General features: G+C 41.6%; 10 protein-coding genes, 2 tRNA genes, 3 rRNA genes and 6 pseudogenes. 13 read left to right on the forward strand and 8 right to left on the reverse strand.

Features of this window, described 5'->3' with window-relative positions; all coding sequences use genetic code 11:
• Positions 1–75: 75 nt before the first annotated feature.
• From tsaA to metN, 5 genes and pseudogenes are all read right to left on the reverse strand, one after another.
• Positions 76–788 (reverse strand): annotated as a pseudogene (tsaA, locus tag V3224_RS25650) (tRNA (N6-threonylcarbamoyladenosine(37)-N6)-methyltransferase TrmO).
• Positions 781–912 (reverse strand): annotated as a pseudogene (gene rcsF, locus V3224_RS30355) (Rcs stress response system protein RcsF); the annotation flags it as partial. The pseudogenes rcsF and tsaA, both read right to left, overlap by 8 nt.
• A 405-nt stretch (positions 913–1317) precedes the next feature.
• Positions 1318–2139, reverse strand: coding sequence for a MetQ/NlpA family lipoprotein (locus V3224_RS25655; RefSeq protein WP_334473294.1), 822 nt, complete (start codon positions 2137–2139; stop codon positions 1318–1320).
• Positions 2140–2184: 45 nt separating this feature from the next.
• Entirely contained in the window at positions 2185–2835 is a 651-nt protein-coding gene (gene metI, locus V3224_RS25660; protein WP_334473295.1) for a methionine ABC transporter permease MetI, read from the reverse strand.
• Positions 2828–3859 carry a methionine ABC transporter ATP-binding protein MetN gene (gene metN / locus V3224_RS25665; protein ID WP_334473296.1) on the reverse strand — a complete coding sequence of 344 codons (1032 nt, stop codon included), beginning with the start codon at positions 3857–3859 and terminating at the stop codon, positions 2828–2830. The genes metI and metN overlap by 8 nt, the downstream gene beginning before the upstream one ends.
• 171 nt (positions 3860–4030) lie before the next feature.
• Here metN and gmhB point away from each other — a divergent pair, with 171 nt between their 5' ends.
• The 7 genes from gmhB (at position 4031) to V3224_RS25700 (ending at position 11582) form a co-directional block, all read left to right on the forward strand.
• Entirely contained in the window at positions 4031–4594 is a 564-nt protein-coding gene (gmhB, locus tag V3224_RS25670) for a D-glycero-beta-D-manno-heptose 1,7-bisphosphate 7-phosphatase (RefSeq protein WP_334473298.1), read from the forward strand.
• A 411-nt stretch (positions 4595–5005) separates the two neighbouring features.
• Positions 5006–6550 (forward strand): 16S ribosomal RNA (locus tag V3224_RS25675).
• 87 nt (positions 6551–6637) lie between these two features.
• Positions 6638–6713, forward strand: a tRNA-Glu gene (locus V3224_RS25680).
• A 373-nt stretch (positions 6714–7086) separates the two neighbouring features.
• Positions 7087–9990: ribosomal RNA gene (locus V3224_RS25685) — 23S ribosomal RNA — on the forward strand.
• A gap of 154 nt (positions 9991–10144) precedes the next feature.
• Positions 10145–10260 (forward strand): 5S ribosomal RNA (rrf, locus tag V3224_RS25690).
• Together the 16S, 23S and 5S rRNA genes with 2 tRNA genes alongside form the textbook arrangement of a ribosomal RNA operon.
• A gap of 47 nt (positions 10261–10307) precedes the next feature.
• A tRNA-Asp gene (locus V3224_RS25695) sits at positions 10308–10384 on the forward strand.
• 409 nt (positions 10385–10793) lie between these two features.
• A complete protein-coding gene (locus tag V3224_RS25700; protein ID WP_334473299.1) occupies positions 10794–11582 on the forward strand; it encodes an endonuclease/exonuclease/phosphatase family protein in 789 nt (262 codons plus the stop codon).
• Between the two features lie 94 nt (positions 11583–11676).
• Here the strand turns inward: V3224_RS25700 and V3224_RS25705 are convergent, their stop codons facing one another.
• The gene (locus V3224_RS25705) at positions 11677–13050 is read right to left on the reverse strand and encodes an amino acid permease (protein ID WP_334473300.1); all 1374 of its coding nucleotides are present in this window, start codon (positions 13048–13050) and stop codon (positions 11677–11679) included.
• 171 nt (positions 13051–13221) lie between these two features.
• On the opposite strand from V3224_RS25705, the pseudogene queE reads away from it, so the two are divergent.
• A pseudogene (gene queE / locus V3224_RS25710) lies at positions 13222–13683 on the forward strand (7-carboxy-7-deazaguanine synthase QueE); the annotation flags it as partial.
• Positions 13684–13718: 35 nt separating this feature from the next.
• On the opposite strand, the pseudogene V3224_RS25715 reads toward queE, so the two are convergent.
• A pseudogene (locus V3224_RS25715) lies at positions 13719–14926 on the reverse strand (IS256 family transposase).
• Between the two features lie 25 nt (positions 14927–14951).
• On the opposite strand from V3224_RS25715, the gene V3224_RS25720 reads away from it, so the two are divergent.
• Positions 14952–15215: a hypothetical protein gene (locus V3224_RS25720; RefSeq protein WP_442891026.1), complete on the forward strand. Its 264-nt coding sequence runs from the start codon at positions 14952–14954 to the stop codon at positions 15213–15215.
• A 42-nt stretch (positions 15216–15257) separates the two neighbouring features.
• On the opposite strand, the pseudogene queD reads toward V3224_RS25720, so the two are convergent.
• Positions 15258–15619: pseudogene (gene queD, locus V3224_RS25725) on the reverse strand (6-carboxytetrahydropterin synthase QueD).
• A 448-nt stretch (positions 15620–16067) separates the two neighbouring features.
• Here queD and ftsB point away from each other — a divergent pair.
• The 4 genes and pseudogenes from ftsB (at position 16068) to truD (ending at position 18734) form a co-directional block, all read left to right on the forward strand.
• Positions 16068–16361, forward strand: a complete 294-nt coding sequence (gene ftsB, locus V3224_RS25730) for a cell division protein FtsB (protein WP_032115467.1) — start codon at positions 16068–16070, stop codon at positions 16359–16361.
• Positions 16362–16454: 93 nt separating this feature from the next.
• Positions 16455–17183 carry a 2-C-methyl-D-erythritol 4-phosphate cytidylyltransferase gene (gene ispD / locus V3224_RS25735; RefSeq protein WP_310512387.1) on the forward strand — a complete coding sequence of 243 codons (729 nt, stop codon included), beginning with the start codon at positions 16455–16457 and terminating at the stop codon, positions 17181–17183.
• Positions 17184–17206: 23 nt separating this feature from the next.
• Positions 17207–17719, forward strand: coding sequence for a 2-C-methyl-D-erythritol 2,4-cyclodiphosphate synthase (ispF, locus tag V3224_RS25740; RefSeq protein WP_334473302.1), 513 nt, complete (start codon positions 17207–17209; stop codon positions 17717–17719).
• Positions 17685–18734, forward strand: a pseudogene (gene truD, locus V3224_RS25745) (tRNA pseudouridine(13) synthase TruD). Before ispF ends, truD begins: the two are co-directional and overlap by 35 nt.
• The last annotated feature ends 330 nt before the right edge of the window (positions 18735–19064 follow it).

Genomic DNA, 19064 nt, shown 5'->3' on the forward strand with positions numbered 1-19064 from the left:
GTTGGTATTAACCAACCATTAAAACAAAATTATCCTCTAGTCTACCAGCGAGTTGCTAATGTCTAAAGAGATAACTTAATTTTTTAGCGTATCTATATCGAGAACGGCAGTGATATTTGCTGAAACCTGCCATCTAACATTAAAATCAAGCAAATGGGCAGCGTAGATTTTTTCGTCAGCTTCGCTTTTTTTATAAGCTGGACGTGGATCTTGCGCTAAAACTTGATGAATAAAACGCTCAAGGAAAGGATAGCGGGTTTGTTGCTCAATCAACTGTTTTTGGGCAGCAGCTGAAAAAACACTTTCATTTCACTGGCCGGTGCAGCTTGGGCAAATCCAGCAACCGCTTTTGGTAAAGATTCCGCAAACGGCAGATAGGGTTTTATATCAATCACAGGGGTGTCATCAACTAAATCCAGACTACCTAAAGCTAAACCTACTTCGTTATCACGGATAATTAAATTTTTCAATTCTATTAATGATATACCTATTGGATTAGGACGAAATGGAGAACGAGTGGCGAAAACACCCATTTTGGTATTACCGCCTAAACGGGGAGGCCTTACTAATGGACGCCAACCTTCAGTCATGGTTTGATGAAAAATGAAAATAAGCCAAATATGACTAAATTGTTCTAATCCACGAACAGCATCAGGATGATTATAAGGCGGAAATAGGCGCAAATAACCCTGTCCATCATCAATTAAGCCTGGTTGTCTCGGGATGGCAAATTTTTCTTTATAAGGTGATTCTATCACCCCAATCATGTTAAATTGAAAATTATCCATTAATAATATTCAGCGCAGAGCCTTCACAAATAGCAGTTTGATCACAATCTGGTGTACTAATTATTTCACAACGGTGCAATAACACGCTATTCGGGCCGAGAGAAGAGGCCTTTTTCAGCATGTTTTTTTCGCTACGGGAATACTTACACTTGGATCTTGTCGATTAGGTTGGCATGAAATACCGGAAACAATGCCCAGATCGGTTTACCCAGTAATGCTTCTGTTTTATCAATAATTTTTACCACAGAGCGCTTTTGTGGTGATTTTTTTTGATAATATTTTTTGGATTTTTTAGCGAGTTATCTGGTTTATTATATTCAGCTGGAGAAAGTACATTACAGCCTGAGATACAGAGTGTAAGACAACAGAGTAATAGGCGCATATAAATTCCTTATTAAAGAAATCAAATAGAACTACAAATCAGTTTTAGCCATAATAATAGAAACAATTGACTGTATAAAATTTATAATAAAACCAGCGAATATAATCCGCTGGTTTTATTATAATGTTATTTTTTTTGAAAAAGCGATCACCAGCCTGGAATAGCACCACCGTCAAAAATTTTATTGGCTGTTTCAGCTACTTCTTCGGATTGATAGGCTTTAACAAACTTTTTCACATTTTCGTTATCTTTATTATCTTCACGACTCACAATGAGATTTACATAAGGTGAATTTTTGTCCTCAACGAACAATCCATCTTTTGCAGGCGTTAATTTAGGTTCGGCGCTACTAGCCCAAGTTGAATTAATAATCGCTAGTGCAATTTTCGGATCATCTAAACTACGGGGTAATTGCGGTGCTTCAAGTTCAATAAAGTTTAGCTTTTTTGGATTTTCGGTGATATCCAATATAGTGGGTTGTAAACCGGCACTGGCATTTACTTTGATTAACCCTTGTTTTTGTAGCAACAATAGTGAACGTCCTAAATTGGTAGGATCATTCGGGATCGCGATTTGGGCTCCATCAGGTAGTTGTTCAACAGATTTAATTTTTTTAGAATAAGCCGCAATAGGATAAATAAAGGTGTTTCCAACAGCGACTAATTTATAATTGCGATCTTTAATTTGTTGCTCTAAATAAGGTTTATGTTGAAATACATTGAGATCAATATCGCCTTTGTCCAGAGATTCATTTGGCAATACAAAATCATTAAAGGTAACTAATTCAACATCTAACTGATATTTTTCTTTGGCAACTTTTTGTGCGACTTCAGCCACTGCTAACTCTTTCCCCATAGTGACACCCACTTTGATGTGATTAGGTTTTTCTGTTTTTTCACCACAGCCACTAAAAACTAATATGCTTAATAGCACTGCAACAGCGGTGATAGTTTTTATTTTGATAGACATAATTACCTCTATAAGACTAAATCTTAGTGTTTTTAAGCAAAAATTTTATTTACGGGTTTTTTTCATTACGTGATTACCAACAAATTGAATAGCAAAAACCAAAATAATCAGTAAAGCAAGAACCGTATTCATAACAGTTGGGTTATAGGTATAATAGCCGTATTGCATAGCAATCTGACCCAGTCCCCCAGAACCCACTGCGCCGCTCATTGCAGAGTAACCTACTAACATAATTAAAGTAATGGTCGCTGCATTGACTAAACCGGGTAAAGATTCAGGTAACAGAATTTTACCAATGATTTGTAGCGGCGTTGCACCCATTGAACGAGCAGCTTCAATTAAGCTATTAGGGATCTCTAACAGCGTATTTTCAACCATACGGGCAATGAAAGGTGCTGCACCAATAGTTAACGGAACGATCGCGGCCTGAATACCGATAGATGTGCCGACAATTAATTTAGTTAATGGAATAATCCAAACCAATAAAATAATAAATGGAATGGAACGAAACACATTAACCAATGCAGACACTATTCGATAAAGGGTAAGATTTTCCATAACTTGCCCGGGGCGGGTCACATAAAGTAATATGCCAATAGGAAGCCCCAATAAAAACCCCAAAAATCCCGACACAAAAGTCATGATAAGTGTATCTAACGTACCATTTAGTAGCAGAATGATCATTTTTTCAAACATAACCTAAGATCTCCACTTTTACATGGTGCTCTTCTAAAAAAGTAATTGATTTTTCAATACCTTCGTCAAGACCATGAAATTCAGCAAGCATAAAACCAAATTTAACACCACCGGCGTAATCTATTTGTGAGCTCAATATATTGATGTCGATATTAAATTTTCTAACAACCATTGAAATTAATGGTGCATCTACTGACTTACCGGTAAATTCCAATTTCAATAATGGCGATAAATCTGGCGCTGGCATCATCTGCAAACGCGTTTGATAATCTTCTGGAATATCTAATACGAATGTTGATTTAATAAAATTTTGCGCAATTGGTGTCTTAGGATGAGAAAATACCTCACTGACGCTATCTTGTTCTATTAAAAGCCCTTCACTGATAATCGCGACTTGATCGCATATACGTTTTACAACATCCATCTCGTGAGTAATAAGCAAGATGGTTAAACCTAAACGTCGATTAATATCTTTTAATAGCTCAAGAATAGAACGGGTTGTTGCTGGATCTAATGCACTTGTCGCTTCATCACATAATAATATTTTAGGCGAATTGGCTAAAGCGCGAGCTATAGCAACGCGTTGCTTCTGTCCTCCAGATAGACTGGTTGGATAGGCATCTTTTTTATTTACTAAACCGACTAGCTTTAATAACTCTGTTACGCGTTGATGGATCTCGGCTTTTGGCGTGTTATCTAGTTCTAGAGGTAAGGCAATATTATCGAAAACATTGCGTGATGAAAGTAGATTGAAATGTTGGAAAATCATGCCGATAGTACGACGCGTTAAGATTAATTGTTTTTCAGAAAGATCTGTCAACGCTTGCCCATCAATCAATACTTCACCTGTCGTTGGGCGTTCAAGCATATTGACACAACGAATTAGCGTACTTTTTCCGGCACCGGAAGCACCGATAACTCCGTAAATTTGGCCTTGAGGAACATGCAGATTAATATTGGTTAATGCGTGAATTGCATGTGCTCCTTGGTGAAAAATTTTATTAATGTTAGAAAGTCTTATCATTATTGTGATCTACTAAATAATGGAAATAGAGTGGTAAGAAAATTCGACTATATTTAACACGGATGTTAAGGTGTCTAGACGTCTGAGTCAACAAAAATATAAATACGACTCTTGTTCTTATTTAGCTGCTTTTCATATAATGAACAAAGTTAAATTTAATGGAGTAATGTGGTGAGTCAAAGTATTCCGGCAATTTTCCTCGATCGTGATGGTACTATTAACCTCGATCATGGTTATGTTTATGAAATAGATAATTTTCAGTTTATCGAAGGCGCAATTGAAGCAATGCTTGAATTAAAAAAAATGGGCTATGCATTGATTCTTGTTACTAATCAATCAGGTATTGCAAGAGGATTCTTCACCGAAGCACAATTTCTTGAACTGACAGAATGGATGGATTGGTCTCTTATTGATCGTGGCGTTGAGCTTGATGGTATTTATTATTGTCCTCATCATCCTGATGCAATTGAACAAAAATATAAACAAATATGCGATTGCCGTAAGCCGAAAGCTGGTATGCTATTGGCAGCGCGAAAACAAATTAATATTAATATGAAGGCCTCTTACATGGTGGGCGATAAGCTTTCTGATATGCAAGCCGGTAAAGAAGCACATATTGGTACTAATGTATTGGTAACTAAAGGAAAATCTGTCACTGAAGATGATAAAAAGTCTGCTGATTGGATTATAAATAGCCTGGCAGATTTACCTAATAAAATAAAAAATCGGCAATAAAAAAATAACAGTATTGTTCATAAATAAAGCAAATTTATTTTTTTCAAAAAAGTACTTGTACAAAGCTAAAATCAAACTATAATGCCATCCCGTTAACGCAATTTACCCATCAATTGATGAATAAAAGCGAAAAGGAAAATTAAGGTGAAAAGCGTAATATACGCCACCTCGCGGCTCAGGTCGGACGCTCTTTAACAATTAATCAGACAATCTGTGTGGGCACTCGCAAGACATCATCAAAAAATATTTGATTTTAAAGTCTTGAAGAGTGACAAACAGTTAATTCATATATGAACTAATATGCAGTAACGTTATTTTGGACGGCAGCGGCGAAGGTGGTCAAACATCGGCAAAGCGGGTTGAACAAAAGGGCGTTACGGTCAGTAAAACATTCTTTGAGCATCAAGCTTTTAATTGAAGAGTTTGATCATGGCTCAGATTGAACGCTGGCGGCAGGCCTAACACATGCAAGTCGAGCGGCAGCGGAAGGAAGCTTGCTTCCTTGCCGGCGAGCGGCGGACGGGTGAGTAAGGTATGGGGATCTGGCCGAAGGCGGGGGATAACCACTGGAAACGGTGGCTAATACCGCATAATCTCTAAGGAGCAAAGTGGGGGACCGTTCTGGCCTCACACCTTCGGATGAACCCATATGAGATTAGCTAGTAGGTGGGGTAATGGCTCACCTAGGCGACGATCTCTAGCTGGTCTGAGAGGATGATCAGCCACACTGGGACTGAGACACGGCCCAGACTCCTACGGGAGGCAGCAGTGGGGAATATTGCACAATGGGCGCAAGCCTGATGCAGCCATGCCGCGTGTATGAAGAAGGCCTTCGGGTTGTAAAGTACTTTCAGTCGTGAGGAAGGTGTTAAGGTTAATAACCTTAGCAATTGACGTTAGCGACAGAAGAAGCACCGGCTAACTCCGTGCCAGCAGCCGCGGTAATACGGAGGGTGCGAGCGTTAGTCGGAATTACTGGGCGTAAAGGGCACGCAGGCGGCTAATTAAGTTGGATGTGAAATCCCCGGGCTTAACCTGGGAATGGCATTCAAGACTGGTTAGCTAGAGTCTTGTAGAGGGGGGTAGAATTCCATGTGTAGCGGTGAAATGCGTAGAGATGTGGAGGAATACCGGTGGCGAAGGCGGCCCCCTGGACAAAGACTGACGCTCATGTGCGAAAGCGTGGGGAGCAAACAGGATTAGATACCCTGGTAGTCCACGCTGTAAACGATGTCGATTTGGAGGTTGTGGTCATGAACTGTGGCCTCCGGAGCTAACGCGTTAAATCGACCGCCTGGGGAGTACGGCCGCAAGGTTAAAACTCAAATGAATTGACGGGGGCCCGCACAAGCGGTGGAGCATGTGGTTTAATTCGATGCAACGCGAAGAACCTTACCTACTCTTGACATCCAGCGAATCCTTTAGAGATAGAGGAGTGCCTTCGGGAGCGCTGAGACAGGTGCTGCATGGCTGTCGTCAGCTCGTGTTGTGAAATGTTGGGTTAAGTCCCACAACGAGCGCAACCCTTATCCTTTGTTGCCAGCGAATAGTGTCGGGAACTCAAAGGAGACTGCCGGTGATAAACCGGAGGAAGGTGGGGATGACGTCAAGTCATCATGGCCCTTACGAGTAGGGCTACACACGTGCTACAATGGCGTATACAGAGAGAGGCGAGCCAGCGATGGGAAGCGGAACTCAGAAAGTACGTCGAAGTCCGGATTGGAGTCTGCAACTCGACTCCATGAAGTCGGAATCGCTAGTAATCGCGGATCAGCATGTCGCGGTGAATACGTTCCCGGGCCTTGTACACACCGCCCGTCACACCATGGGAGTGGGTTGCAAAAGAAGTAGGTAGCTTAACCTTTTTGGATGGCGCTTACCACTTTGTGATTCATGACTGGGGTGAAGTCGTAACAAGGTAACCGTAGGGGAACCTGCGGTTGGATCACCTCCTTACCTAGATAGATGGAATGTGAGTGTTCACACAGATTGTCTGATGAAATAACGCGTAAAGCCAATTTAAGATTGACTGAAGAGCTTGAAGTCCCCTTCGTCTAGAGGCCTAGGACATCGCCCTTTCACGGCGGTAACAGGGGTTCGAATCCCCTAGGGGACGCCACTTTAGTGATTTAGAAAGGCGGTGCATCACGCTTTTAGTGTTGTGCACTGTTTGTGCTTTACGCAATAATGATTAAACCAATTTAGTGAGTTGGTTTACCAATTATGCTCTTTAACAATCTGGAACAAGCTGAAAATTGAAACACACATTATTGAAAAAATAATGTGGAGAACTCTCAAACTCCAATTTGAAGTGTTATTCAAATAGGCAGACGAGTGGAATGGCGAGCAGGGTGAAATTTGCGGCGTAGGCGCGCAGTCAGCGCAGCGTACATAAGTACGTGAGCATGACGAGCACCGCACAACAAAAAATTTCGCACGGCGCAGCCATGACGCCTGTGTATTATTTGATAAGAGACACCTTCGGGTTGTGAGGTTAAGCGAATGAAGCGTACACGGTGGATGCCTAGGCAGTCAGAGGCGATGAAGGACGTGCTAATCTGCGAAAAGCGTCGGTAAGCTGATATGAAGCGTACTAGCCGGCGATGTCCGAATGGGGAAACCCAGTGCATTAATGCACTATCGTTTGATGAATTCATAGTCAAACGAGGCGAACCGGGGGAACTGAAACATCTCAGTACCCCGAGGAAAAGAAATCAACCGAGATTCCCCCAGTAGCGGCGAGCGAACGGGGAGCAGCCCAGAGTCAACATCAATATTTACCGCAGGAGAAGGGTCTGGAAAGGCCAGCAATAAAGGGTGATAGCCCCGTATCTGAAACGGTAAGTGTTGTGAACTCGAAGAGTAGGGCGGGACACGTGTTATCCTGTCTGAATATGGGGGGACCATCCTCCAAGGCTAAATACTCCTGACTGACCGATAGTGAACCAGTACCGTGAGGGAAAGGCGAAAAGAACCCCGGCGAGGGGAGTGAAATAGAACCTGAAACCGTGTACGTACAAGCAGTGGGAGCACCTGAAAGGGTGTGACTGCGTACCTTTTGTATAATGGGTCAGCGACTTATATTCTGTAGCAAGGTTAACCGCATAGGGGAGCCGTAGGGAAACCGAGTCTTAACTGGGCGTTAAGTTGCAGGGTATAGACCCGAAACCCGGTGATCTAGCCATGGGCAGGTTGAAGGTTGGGTAACACTAACTGGAGGACCGAACCGACTAATGTTGAAAAATTAGCGGATGACTTGTGGCTGGGGGTGAAAGGCCAATCAAACCGGGAGATAGCTGGTTCTCCCCGAAAGCTATTTAGGTAGCGCCTCGTGAATTCATCTTCGGGGGTAGAGCACTGTTTCGGCTAGGGGGTCATCCCGACTTACCAACCCGATGCAAACTACGAATACCGAAGAATGTTATCACGGGAGACACACGGCGGGTGCTAACGTCCGTCGTGAAGAGGGAAACAACCCAGACCGCCAGCTAAGGTCCCGAAGTCATGGTTAAGTGGGAAACGAAGTGGGAAGGCTTAGACAGCCAGGATGTTGGCTTAGAAGCAGCCATCATTTAAAGAAAGCGTAATAGCTCACTGGTCGAGTCGGCCTGCGCGGAAGATGTAACGGGGCTAAACCATGCACCGAAGCTGCGGCAGCGACATTTAGATGTTGTTGGGTAGGGGAGCGTTCTGTAAGCCGTAGAAGGTGCACTGAGAGGTCTGCTGGAGGTATCAGAAGTGCGAATGCTGACATAAGTAACGATAAAGCGGGTGAAAAACCCGCTCGCCGAAAGACCAAGGTTTCCTGTCCAACGTTAATCGGGGCAGGGTAAGTCGACCCCTAAGGCGAGGCTGAAAAGCGTAGTTGATGGGAAACGGGTTAATATTCCCGTACTAAGGGTTACTGCGAAGGGGGGACGGAGAAGGCTAGGCTATCCGGGCGACGGTTGTCCCGGTTTAAGCGAGTAGGTGGGTAGTGTAGGCAAATCCGCACTGCTACAACACTGAGACGTGATGACGAGCCACCAAGGTGGTGAAGTAGTTGATGCCCAGCTTCCAGGAAAAGCCTCTAAGCGATAGGTAATCATTAATCGTACCCCAAACCAACACAGGTGGTTAGGTAGAGAATACTCAGGCGCTTGAGAGAACTCGGGTGAAGGAACTAGGCAAAATGGTGCCGTAACTTCGGGAGAAGGCACGCTGGCATTAGGTGAAGGGTCTAGCATCCGGAGCTGAAGCCAGTCGAAGATACCAGCTGGCTGCAACTGTTTATTAAAAACACAGCACTGTGCAAACACGAAAGTGGACGTATACGGTGTGACGCCTGCCCGGTGCTGGAAGGTTAATTGATGGGGTAAGCCGTAAGGCGAAGCTCTTGATCGAAGCCCCAGTAAACGGCGGCCGTAACTATAACGGTCCTAAGGTAGCGAAATTCCTTGTCGGGTAAGTTCCGACCTGCACGAATGGCGTAATGATGGCCAGGCTGTCTCCACCCGAGACTCAGTGAAATTGAACTCGCTGTGAAGATGCAGTGTACCCGCGGCAAGACGGAAAGACCCCGTGAACCTTTACTATAGCTTGACACTGAACATTGAGCCTTGATGTGTAGGATAGGTGGGAGGCTTTGAAGTGTAGACGCCAGTCTGCATGGAGCCAACGTTGAAATACCACCCTTTAATGTTTGATGTTCTAACTTGGGTCCGTAATCCGGGCTGAGGACAGTGTCTGGTGGGTAGTTTGACTGGGGCGGTCTCCTCCCAAAGCGTAACGGAGGAGCACAAAGGTTGGCTAATCACGGTCGGACATCGTGAGGTTAGTGCAAAGGCATAAGCCAGCTTGACTGCGAGCGTGACGGCGCGAGCAGGTACGAAAGTAGGTCTTAGTGATCCGGTGGTTCTGAATGGAAGGGCCATCGCTCAACGGATAAAAGGTACTCCGGGGATAACAGGCTGATACCGCCCAAGAGTTCATATCGACGGCGGTGTTTGGCACCTCGATGTCGGCTCATCACATCCTGGGGCTGAAGTAGGTCCCAAGGGTATGGCTGTTCGCCATTTAAAGTGGTACGCGAGCTGGGTTTAGAACGTCGTGAGACAGTTCGGTCCCTATCTGTCGTGGGCGAAGGAAGATTGAGGGGGGCTGCTCCTAGTACGAGAGGACCGGAGTGGACGCACCACTGGTGTACAGGTTGTCATGCCAATGGCATCGCCTGGTAGCTAAGTGCGGAAGAGATAACCGCTGAAAGCATCTAAGCGGGAAACTTGCCTCAAGATGAGTCTTCCCTGACAGTAATGTCCTATAAGGGGTGTTCGAGACGAGGACGTAGATAGGCTGGGTGTGTAAGCGTAGCGATACGTTGAGCTAACCAGTACTAATGACCCGAGAGGCTTAACCTGACAACACCGAAGGTGTTTTGAGAGAGAGAATTTTAGCTTGTTTTGAGACTGAATCTGGTCGGATTTTGCTGAAGGCCGAGGTGTGTTCGCTACTGAGGTAGGTGAGCAGACTGTAAGGCAGCGAAATAAGACGGGATAAATAGAAAAGAATTTGTCTGGCGGTAATAGCGCGGTGGTCCCACCTGACCCCATGCCGAACTCAGAAGTGAAATGCCGTAGCGCCGATGGTAGTGTGGGGTCTCCCCATGTGAGAGTAGGGAGCTGCCAGACTTTAATTTAATACTAATGGGAAACACCGTTAGTGAAATGAATCGGGTGGTGCGGTAGTTCAGTTGGTTAGAATACCGGCCTGTCACGCCGGGGGTCGCGGGTTCGAGCCCCGTCCGCACCGCCAATAATATCGAAAGTAAGCCCTGTGAAGATATCACAGGGCTTTTTATTGTGTATTAAAAAACTTGTTAAATATATAAATATTTTTTATAAAGTTCACGAGTTTCGCACCAATAAAAAAACGCTCTATTTTTAAGTTTAATTCAGCATAATATATAAATAGAAAAAATCTCATAAATTAAAAATAACTTATTGTAATTTAAGTAAATTTATACGTCTTAGCAAGTTACAGATTAATTATTGTTCTGAAGCCATTTCTAGAATTTTATATGCCCGTGCGAAACTCGTGAAGTTGTTTTATTTTCATTTTTCTTGAACTTTAAGATGCAACTATGCTTCTAAATGATGAGTTTTATCTATTATCTATGTATTGGATAGATTAATAAATATTCGATTTTTAAGGGTTATTTGAGGTGGCAAAGAAAATTTATTCAGTGCGTTATATTGCTGGCCAGCCAGCAAAGCGTATTTTACCTGTATCTGAATATACGCTTGATGATTATTTACCTATAGGGATGCCATTATTCTCAGAAAGTGATGAATTAAGCATTGTTTCATGGAATATTTATAAGCAGCAACGCCCAAACTGGTATTCAGTTTTAAATAAATTAGTTATAGATAAACATTTGATTCTGTTACAAGAAGCTCAAACTTCACCTCAACTTATTGATTTTGTCGTATCTCAACATTTAGTTGCTGATCAAGTGCCAGCAATTGTTTTCCCTCAACACGCTTCTGGAGTAATGACGTTAGCAAGATCTCATCCAATTTATTGTTGTCCATTGCGGGAAAAAGAGCCATTACTTCGGTTACCGAAATCAGCGTTAATTACCGTTTATCCATTACATAATGGCCGAAATTTAATGATTATTAATATTCATGCGGTTAATTTTAGTTTTGGGGTGGATATTTATAGTCGGCAACTACACAATATAGGGGAGCATATTAAAAGACATCAAGGGCCAGTGATTTTTGCTGGGGATTTTAATACCTGGAGTCGACAACGTATAAATGCACTTAAACGTTTTACGCGCAGTTTACGGATGAAAGAAGTCAATTTTGGCACTGATGAACGCACTATCATCTTTGGTTACCCATTAGATTATGTTTTCTATCGTAATTTGACCCTTCTGGATGCAGAAGTGATTAAAACGCAATCTTCTGATCATAATCCCATTTCTGCCAAGTTTAGTATCAAATAGTTTTAATCAGAGAATAAAAAAATAGAAATGCTGATTTAGCATTTCTATTTTAAATATTAGGTTTGCACTCAGATAATGATGTTAGTTATCAATGCTATTTTATTGATATATTTTCTTTTTTAATAAATAAGTAGTAAGTAATTGACAAGCAGACGATCCAAATCATTCCTACGATCAGCGCAACGCGTGTATCTTTGAAAAAGCCTAACAGCATGATGACAAACACCATAAATAAGATGGTGATGAATGGACCAATCTGCCAAAATGGTACTTTAAATTTCAGTTTGCTTGCCGTTTCAGCGCTCATTTTACGGCGCATAGCAACTTGAGAAAGCAAGATCATTAACCAAACCCAAACGGTTGCGAATGTGGCTAAAGAGGCAATTATTACAAAAATATCTTTTGGAATAATATAATTGAGATAAACGCCGATCAGCATAATTACCGACATAACAACTACTGTCATCCAGGGAACACCAGTGCGGCTAACTTTCATAAATGAACGAGGTGCTTGCCCTTCCTGGGCCATACCATACATCATACGGCCAGCTCCAAAGATATCACTGTTAATAGCAGATATAGCAGCTGTAATGACAACAATATTTAAGATATTAGCGGCAGAAGTGATATTTAAATTGGCAAAAATTTGTACAAATGGACTGCCATTTTGTCCAATTTGATTCCAAGGAAAAATGCACATTAAGACAAATAGCGTTAAACCATAAAACAGTAATATACGCAATGGCACAGCATTAATGGCTTTAGGGATAGTTTTTTCTGGTTCTTTAGCTTCACTTGCAGTAATGCCGATCACTTCAATACCACCAAAGGCGAACATAACGATTGCTAGTGAGGCAATAATTCCTTCTACACCATTAGGCATAAAGCCACCATGTTGCCAAAGGTTAAATAAACCAGTTGCATGATGTTCAGTTCCTTGACCAAAACCAAATAACATGATTGCACCACCACCAATGATCATCGCAATAATGGCAATCACTTTAATAATTGATAACCAGAATTCCATTTCACCGAAAATTTTCACATGACACAAGTTCAATGCGCCAATAAATAAGACAATACTTAATACCCATATCCATTGTTCAACTTGAGGAAACCAAAAGCGCATATAAGTGCCAAAGGCAGTTACATCGGCCAGACAGACAATTAACATCTCAAAGATATAATTCCATCCAGTAAGAAAACCGGCTAATGGCCCCATATAGTGGCTAGCATACTGAGAAAAAGAACCTGGCACTGGGTGGTGGACGGCCATTTCACCCAGTGCTCGCATAACCATAAAAACTGCTGCTCCACCAATCATATAGGCAAGCAGTACCGCTGGGCCGGCCGCCTGTATTGCTGAAGCTGAACCATAAAAAAGCCCTGTACCAATTGCAGAGCCTAGCGCCATGAAGCGAATATGCCTGCCAGTCAATCCCCGTTTAAGTTGATTTGTATTGTTCATGTGTTGCCTTTCCATCTTTCTTTTTAATGTGCTGGATATGCTCCCAGTTCACAACCTAAATGGTTTTGATAACTACAAAGCACAAGTTGTTAACCATAACATAAAGAAAGGTGTTCTAGGGATAGATATCTGCAATAATAGGCAAATTATTAAGTTATTTTAGAGAACGTCATGGATTATCCAATTAATCAAATTTTTCAAACAATACAGGGAGAGGGTTATTTTACCGGAGTAGCAGCAATTTTTATTCGTTTACAGGGTTGTCCGGTCGGGTGTAGTTGGTGTGATACTAAACATCTTTGGGCTAAAAATAAGCAACAACAACGGCCATTATCGATAATCTTAGCTAAAAAGATCGAAAGTGACGAGTGGGCAGCGTGTAGTTCAGAACAAATTATTGATCTATTTGAACAGAATAATTATACCGCTCGTCATATTGTCATTACAGGGGGAGAACCTTGTTTATATGATCTAACCGAATTAACTGATAATTTAGAAAAAAATGGTTATCAATGCCAAATCGAGACGAGTGGGACACATAATATTTATTGCTCTGAAAAAACTTGGGTAACTGTATCACCAAAAGTGGCGATGCGTGGTGGTTTTAGTATATTGCCGGCAGCGTTAAATCGAGGACCCTGTACACGATTCTGTGTAAATGCCTTTTCTCAGTAGTGACCGTCCAGGCGGTCACCGAACTCGATAATAAAGCGGCTCATCGCCGTACGCGAGTCCCTCAGCGGCATTGTCCATTTCTGTGACGCCGCCTGGATTGCCAGCCACACCACCTTTTTCACTGCGTCATCCGTCGGGAACACCTTACGCTTTTTGATGGCATGCCGGATCACGCTGTTCAGCGACTCTATGGCATTCGTTGTGTAGATCACCTTGCGGATGTCTGCCGGGTAAGCGAAGAACGTCGCCAGGTTGGCCCAGTTTGTCTGCCAGCTCCGGCTTATCTGCGGGTAGCGGCTGTCCCATGCGCTGGCGAACGCTTCCAGCGCCTGCTGGCCTGCTTCTTCCGTGGAAGCCTGATAGATGGCTTTCAGGTCGCGTGTGACGGCTTTGTAGTCCTTCCAGGAGACGAACCGCAGGCTGTTACGCACCATATGCACGATGCACAGCTGAATGCGGGCTTCCGGATACACGGTGTTGATGGCGTCCGGAAAGCCTTTCAGACCGTCGACACAGGCGATGAGGATATCGTTCAGACCACGGTTTTTTAGTTCTGTCAGCACACTGAGCCAGAACTTCGCGCCCTCGTTTTCGGCCAGCCACATCCCAACAGTTCTTTCTGACCTTCGATGTTGATACCCAAGGCCAGAAACACGGATTTATTGATGACGCGACTGTCCTGCCGGATCTTCAGGACGATACAGTCAAGATAAACAATAGGATAGACTGCATCCAGTGGGCGATTTTGCCATTCGGTAACCTGCTCCATCACGGAATCGGTGACCTTCGAGACCAGCGCCGGTGAGACATCCGCGTCATACAGTTCTTTGAACGCAGCCGCTATCTCGCGGGTGGTCATCCCTTTGGCGTACAACGATAAAATCTGGTTATCCATCCCGGTGATCCGGGTCTGGTTTTTCTTCACCAGTTGCGGTTCGAAAGAACCGTCACGATCGCGCGGAGTGCGTAGTTCCAGAGGACCATCGCCGGTGGTAACGGTCTTTGTGGAATAGCCGTTGCGGGAGTTGGCACCCGGTTTGGGCTGATTTTTATCGTAGCCCAGATGGTGGGACATTTCGGCGTTGAGAGCCGCCTCAACGCTGATTTTCTTCAGCAGACGATCGAACTGGCTGAGATCGTCAGGGGTTTTGAGATTTTTGGCCAATTCATTAGCCAGAGCCTGCAATTGTTTTTCGTCCATAAATTAACCTTCATTTGATGCTGGATTGAACATATCAAAATCAGGCAATTACACAAATTTATGTACAGGCTCAAATCGAGCAAATGAAATTAAGCATCCCGGACGTCAAAAAGATATTGATGCATTAGAATCTTTGATTAATCAGCTTGAGCCCAATCATCCTGCACCACATATTTGTTTGCAACCGATTAGTCAAAATGCTAATGCGACTCAGCTTTGTATTGAAACCTGTATTAAACGTAATTGGCGGTTATCGGTTCAAATGCATAAATATCTAGATATCGCTTAATAGTACTCAGCACCAATCGGTGCTGAAAATAAAGGACGGGGTTTATTCACCGCGATAAATACAACCTACATTACAAGTTTCTTTAATCATTATCGAACTTAATTGTGGCAAAATGGGTTTCATTTTATGCCAAATCCAACGTGAAATAACTTCACTAGTAGGATTTTCTAATCCTTCTATGTCATTAAGATAATGATGATCTAATTGTTGCCTAAAGGTTTAAAAGCTTTAGAAATATTGCTAAAGTCAACGATCCAGCCTGTTTGTTGATCAATTTCACCGGTTAATTCTAATCTGAACATAAATGAGTGCCCATGTAAACGTCCACATTTATGCCCTACGGGAACATGGGGTAGTCGATGGGCAGCCTTAAACTGAAAGTCTTTAAAAATTGTTGCGCTCATTGTGGCACCTATCAATTATATTAATGCAAACATTTTATCTGAATGAGTGCATTTTTTATATTAGAAACTTTTGATTAATTAATCTCATTATGTGAGTTAAAAATAATTTAATCATTTTAAAAATGAGATATGGTTATATTATCTTATTATCTTGACCTTGTGTGATAACTTAATAAATATAAAATAGAATGAAAGAATTTTTCAGCATAATTTTTTACTTTAAATAAAAAAAACAGTTAACCAACAAAATATTTTAAATTGATCAACTTATTAGATGGTAAAAACAAACTTTTTTTTGATATATAGCTAAGCTATACTTTGTCAATAAAAAGACCCGTTTGACTCTATTTCATATTTATTTATGAATTTTTTATTAATAACTTATCTGTGATAGGTAGCGTCATAGGGTAAGTTGTGGGATGATAAATGAGTCTTGCAGGGGGCTTCGATGCGTAAATTAGCGCTGATATTGTTGGCGGTGTTTTGCTGGTTACAATATTCACTATGGTTTGGTAAAAATGGTGTCCATGACTATTTGCGTATAAAAAGTGAAGTTGCAGCGCTAGAAACGTTGAATACGACATTTAAAGTACGCAATGAACGTTTATTTGCTGAAATAGACGATTTGAATGAAGGACGCGAAGCTATTGAGGAGCGATCCCGCTCTGAGCTCGGTATGATTAGACCTGGAGAGTCTTTTTATCGAATAGTGAATGAGAATGCTTTTCCAAACCATAAATAAAATTTTTAATTAATAATATTTTTTCCGGCCACAAAATTATTTAAAAATATTATGACGAAAAAGTAGTAATTCATAAGAAAACAGTCTAGAACAATGAATAAATTTATATCTAATCATAAAGTGCAAATTGCTGCTTTAATACCTGCCGCTGGTATTGGCAATCGTATGAAAGCGGATTGTCCCAAGCAATATTTGAAAGTAGCGGGAAAAACGATTATTGAGCATACCATATCTGCCTTACTTAAGCAGCCAAGAATTTCCCAAATTATTGTTTCGTTAAATAAGGATGATATCTTTTTTCATCAATTAGCGATTGCTAAAAATGCAAAAATTAAAACAGTCGTTGGTGGTTGTCAAAGGGCTGATTCAGTTTTGGCTGGACTGAATTATTTATCAGACAATTTACAGCTAGATCCCTGTTGGGTTTTAGTTCATGATGCAGCTCGACCTTGCTTACATCAAACTGATTTAAATAGTATTATTCGTTTTATTGATAGTAAACAGTCTTCTTATGGTGGTATTTTGGCAGCGCCAGTAAGAGATACAATGAAGCGTTCAGTTCAAGGAAAAATAGATATTAGTCATACTGTTGAACGAAGTGAACTTTGGCATGCACTGACGCCACAATTTTTTCCTTTAGCATTAATCAAAAACTGTTTGACTCAAGCATTAGCGCAAAAAGCGGTAATTACCGATGAGGCTTCGGCGCTTGAATATTGCGGTTACCATCCTCAATTGCTGGAAGGTAGAGTGGATAATTTAAAGGTTACTCAACCAGAAGATTTGATGTTAGCAGAATTCTACCTTTCTCGCGCTTTATAAGACTATTGTTAGGAGTATCGTTCATGCGGATTGGACATGGATTTGATGTACATAAATTTGGTGGAGATGGCCCAATTACAATGTGTGGAGTGAAAATTCCCTATGAACAAGGATTAATAGCGCATTCTGATGGTGATGTCGCCTTACATGCAGTGACAGATGCTATTCTTGGAGCAGCAGCATTAGGCGATATCGGTAAACTTTTTCCTGATACCGATCCGGCTTTTAAAGATGCCGATAGTCGCGGTTTGTTACGCGAGGCGTATTCGCAGGTGCTGAAAAAAGGATATTGTATTAGTAATCTTGATATCACAATTATTGCTCAAGTACCCAAAATGCTGCCATATATTGCTGATATGCGCAAAAATATAGCGGATGATCTAGGTTGCCATATTGATGATGTCAATGTTAAGGCTACCACAACGGAGAAACTTGGATTTATTGGTAGAAAAGAAGGCATTGCTTGCGCAGCAATGGTTTTATTAGTAAAGGATAATAGTCATGATGGTGACAGCACTTCAGTGGCTGCATGGTAAACCAGTAGCAAGCGGAGCAATAAAATTAACGGCTGAAGATTTTATTGTACGTGAAGATCTGGGATTTTCACCTGAAGGTGAGGGTGAACACTTGATGGTGTATGTTAGAAAAAAGGGCTGTAATACTCTATTTGTAGCCGACCAGTTGGCCCGATTTGTTGGTATTTCTCCACGTAGTGTCAGCTATGCTGGATTAAAAGATAGGCAAGCAGTGACAGAACAGTGGTTTTGTCTTCATTTGCCGGGAAAGGAAGATCCCGATTTTAGCCAGTTTTCACTTGCAGGATGTGAAATTTTGCTAGTGAAACGACAGAAACGTAAATTGCGTATTGGTTCATTAAAAGGCAATGATTTTGAGTTAACTATTCGACATATTAGTGATCAGCAAGCAGTGGAAACACGTTTGCAGCAAATCAGAACATTCGGGGTAGCTAACTATTTTGGTGAGCAGCGCTTTGGTCGAGCGGGTAATAATCTCGTGCAAGCTGAGCGTTGGGCAAAAGGTGAAATTGAAGTTAAGCAGCGTAATAAACGTAGTTTTTATCTTTCTGCCGTTCGCAGTGTTATATTTAATTTTATCGTCAGCGAACGTATGCTTAATAATAAAGTACGTCAGGTAATGGACGGTGATGTTATGCAATTAACCGGCAGTGGTAGTTGGTTCGTTGCTAAGAGTGAAGAGTTATCTCAATTACAACTAAGATTGCAGGCTGGCGAAATTCAAATTACCGCTCCGCTATATGGTGAAAAAGAATTAGGAACTCAATCAGAAGCTAAACTGTTTGAACAGCAGTGCTTAACTCATTTTTCTGTTTTATTGCAGCTGCTGGAAGCTGAACGAACAAATTTGGTTTGACGAGCGATCATTGTTGTTCCTAGTAATATGCATTGGAAATGGTTAGAGCAGCAAACCTTGAGATTGTCTTTTTCATTACCTAAGGGTAGTTTTGCCACTAGTGTGATACGAGAATTAATTAATCAATCTACTGAAAATATTATTGATATTGCTGAATAGTATTCGGTTAAAAATAATGTTGTTGATGATAAATCTTATTATATAAATATAATAAGATTTAAAATTTAACAATTATATTGTCAGTTTGTTTTTAAAGGTATTAAGCCTTCTTTTGTAATAAGCGCCATTAAGGTAAAATTTTTATTTTGCTATTATCAGTCAGATGTAACCGATTGCTTGCAACTCTTAATTGATAAATTCTGTTATTAACTAAAGTCAAAATAAAAGAGGCTGAAAATAGCTAATCAAATTTGCCCAATAGATTTTAAGATTAAGTGAAAATATTAGAATTCAACCGACAAAATTTTAATAAAAAATTAGCGGTTAATA

The organism is Arsenophonus sp. PmNCSU2021_1 (assembly GCF_036919435.1).
Lineage (GTDB): Bacteria > Pseudomonadota > Gammaproteobacteria > Enterobacterales > Enterobacteriaceae > Arsenophonus > Arsenophonus nilaparvatae.

Bases quoted from the DNA above. Each gene is read 5' to 3' on its own strand.
- V3224_RS25655 (WP_334473294.1), bottom strand. From the start codon at position 2,139: ATGTCTATCAAAATAAAAACTATCACCGCTGTTGCAGTGCTATTAAGC.
- metI (WP_334473295.1), bottom strand. From the start codon at position 2,835: ATGTTTGAAAAAATGATCATTCTGCTACTAAATGGTACGTTAGATACA.
- V3224_RS25705 (WP_334473300.1), bottom strand. From the start codon at position 13,050: ATGAACAATACAAATCAACTTAAACGGGGATTGACTGGCAGGCATATT.
- ftsB (WP_032115467.1), top strand. From the start codon at position 16,068: ATGCGTAAATTAGCGCTGATATTGTTGGCGGTGTTTTGCTGGTTACAA.
- ispD (WP_310512387.1), top strand. From the start codon at position 16,455: ATGAATAAATTTATATCTAATCATAAAGTGCAAATTGCTGCTTTAATA.
- metN (WP_334473296.1), bottom strand. From the start codon at position 3,859: ATGATAAGACTTTCTAACATTAATAAAATTTTTCACCAAGGAGCACAT.
- ispF (WP_334473302.1), top strand. From the start codon at position 17,207: ATGCGGATTGGACATGGATTTGATGTACATAAATTTGGTGGAGATGGC.